Annotated in this window: 1 protein-coding gene; it reads right to left on the reverse strand. The window is 61.2% G+C overall.

What is annotated here, in order from left to right; translation table 11 throughout:
- Positions 1 to 2,230: NHL repeat-containing protein (locus HMPREF2845_RS07765; RefSeq protein ID WP_070634385.1), on the reverse strand; the 2,230-nt coding region annotated here is incomplete at both ends.

Below are 2,230 nucleotides of genomic sequence, written 5' to 3' on the forward strand. Positions count from 1 at the left end.
CTTCGGGTCAGCAGGCTTCGGATCTGCAGGCTTCTTGTCCTCAGCCTTCGGGTCAGCAGGCTTCGACTCCTCAGCCTTCACACCGGTCACCGTCGGGTAACCCGCAAACTGAAGCGAAGTCGGGGTGATACCCACCGGAGCTGCGCTCGCGTCGGTGTCCTTCAGGCCAACCTTGAACTTCAGAATCGAGTTAGCCTTCAGCTGCTGAACCGATGCGGGAACGTCGTTACCCTGGCGGTCCTTGGTGGGCAGGGTGGTGTACTCGCTGGCGGTGCTGATCTCGCCGGTGGTGCCGTTGAGCACGTAGGGCAGGGTCACTTTCTCGTCGCGGTCCTTCTTATCGAGGACCAGCACGGAGCCGTCCTTGAGCAGGGTCACGTCGTTTGCGGCTGCGCCGTTCATCTCGACCTCACCGATGACCTCGTCAGCGCGGCCGTCGAAGACAGCCACCTTGCCGGTACCGAAGTCGGTCACGTACACCAGGTCGCGGTCCTCATCATGCTCCAGAGCGAGCGCCTGGGTGCCGAACTTGACGAACTTCTTGAACTCGCCGGTGGTCAGGTCGTACACGGAGATACCGGAGTTGACGCCCTTCACACCCTGGGAAGATACGTAAATCTCATTCAGCGAGTGGTCCACAGCAACGTCGGAGGGGCGAACCTCAACGGTGGAATCCTCACCCTGAGTCTGGATGGTCTTCTCAACCTTGAAGGTCTTGGTGTCCACGACGAAGAGCTTGCCGCCGGTGCGCTCGGGCACGTACAACTTGCCGCCATCGAGGAACAGGTTCATGCTGATGTAGCGGGTGCCGCCGTCGGGTGCGCCTTCGAGCTGAATCTTCTCAACCTGCTTGGTCTTCAGGTCAATAGCGGAGACGAAGAAGCGACCGGTCACGAACGCCTTACCGGACTCGTGGTCAATCAGAACGGAGCGGGGGTGCTCAATCCAGTTCGGGTCGTCCTTCTTCACGCCCTCGTTGGTCCAGATGAGCTTGAGGGTCTGCTGATCGTACACTGCCACGGAGTTGTCGGTGGTGTTGGTGACCCAGACGGTGCCGTCCACGTCATCGACGGTCACGCCGTACGCGGAGGTGTAGCCGTACTGGCCCTTGTCGTTCTGCTTGACGGGCAGCTCGGCGAATGCCTCGGTCTGCAGGGTGTCTGCATCCACGCGCGCCAGGGAGGAAGCAAGATTGCCGCGCGCACCCACGGTGGGCACGAAGAGCTTGTGGTTCTTCTTGGAGTAGCCAACCTGGAACTGGCCGGGCAGACCCTGAATGATGTTTGCAACGCTACCGGATGCATCCACGGTGCGGTGTGCCTCGGTGGAGGGGGTGGTGGTGTCGGTTGCCTTGGTGGTCTTGGTGGCGGTTGCCGGGTAGCCCTGGAACTCGCGGGTTTCGGGGGTGACCTGCTTGACCTCGGAGTTGTCGCCCGCGGTTGCGGTGACCTTGAACTTCAGGATGGAGTTCGCCTGAATCTCGGAGGTCTTGGCGGGAACCTCGTTGCCCTGCTTGTCCTTAGAAGGCTTGCTGGTGACCTGGCTGGAGGTACTGACGGTACCGGTGGTACCGTCGAGGACGTAGGGCACGGTTGCGGTTGCGCCAGCCTGCTTGTCCACAGCGACCACGGAACCGTTGGGCAGCACAACCAGGTCGTTTGCCTTGCCGCCGTTCATGGCGACCTCGGCAATCAGCTTGTCCGCCGCGCCGCCGTCAATCACGCCGACCTTGCCGGTGCCGAAGTCAGAGACGTACACCAGGTCATTCGCCTCGTCATTGTCCAGGGCGAGTGCCTGGGTGCCGACCGGGATGAACTTCTTGAACTCGTGGGTGGTCGCATCGTAGATGGACACGCCGGAGTTCGCGCCCTTCACACCCTGGGAGGAGACGTAGATTTCGTTCTGGGAGTGGTCAATCGCGATGTCGGAGGGGCGAACCTCACCCTCAGCGTTGCCCTTGGTGTCGAAGCTGCTCTCTACCTTGAAGGTCTTGGTGTCGATGACGAAAATCTTGCCGCCGGTACGCTCGGGAACGTACAGCTTACCGCCATCAACCAGGATGTTCATGCTGATGTAGCGGGTGCCGCCGTCGGGTGCGCCTTCGAGCTGGATCTTCTCAACCTGCTTGGTCTTCAGGTCGATAGCGGATACGAAGAAGCGGCCGGTCACGAACGCCTTGCCGGACTCGTGGTCAACCAGAACGGAGCGGGGGTGCTCAATCCAGTTCGGG

It is taken from the genome of Rothia sp. HMSC065B04, from assembly GCF_001812285.1.
In the GTDB taxonomy this organism is placed as follows: Bacteria; Actinomycetota; Actinomycetes; order Actinomycetales; family Micrococcaceae; genus Rothia; species Rothia mucilaginosa.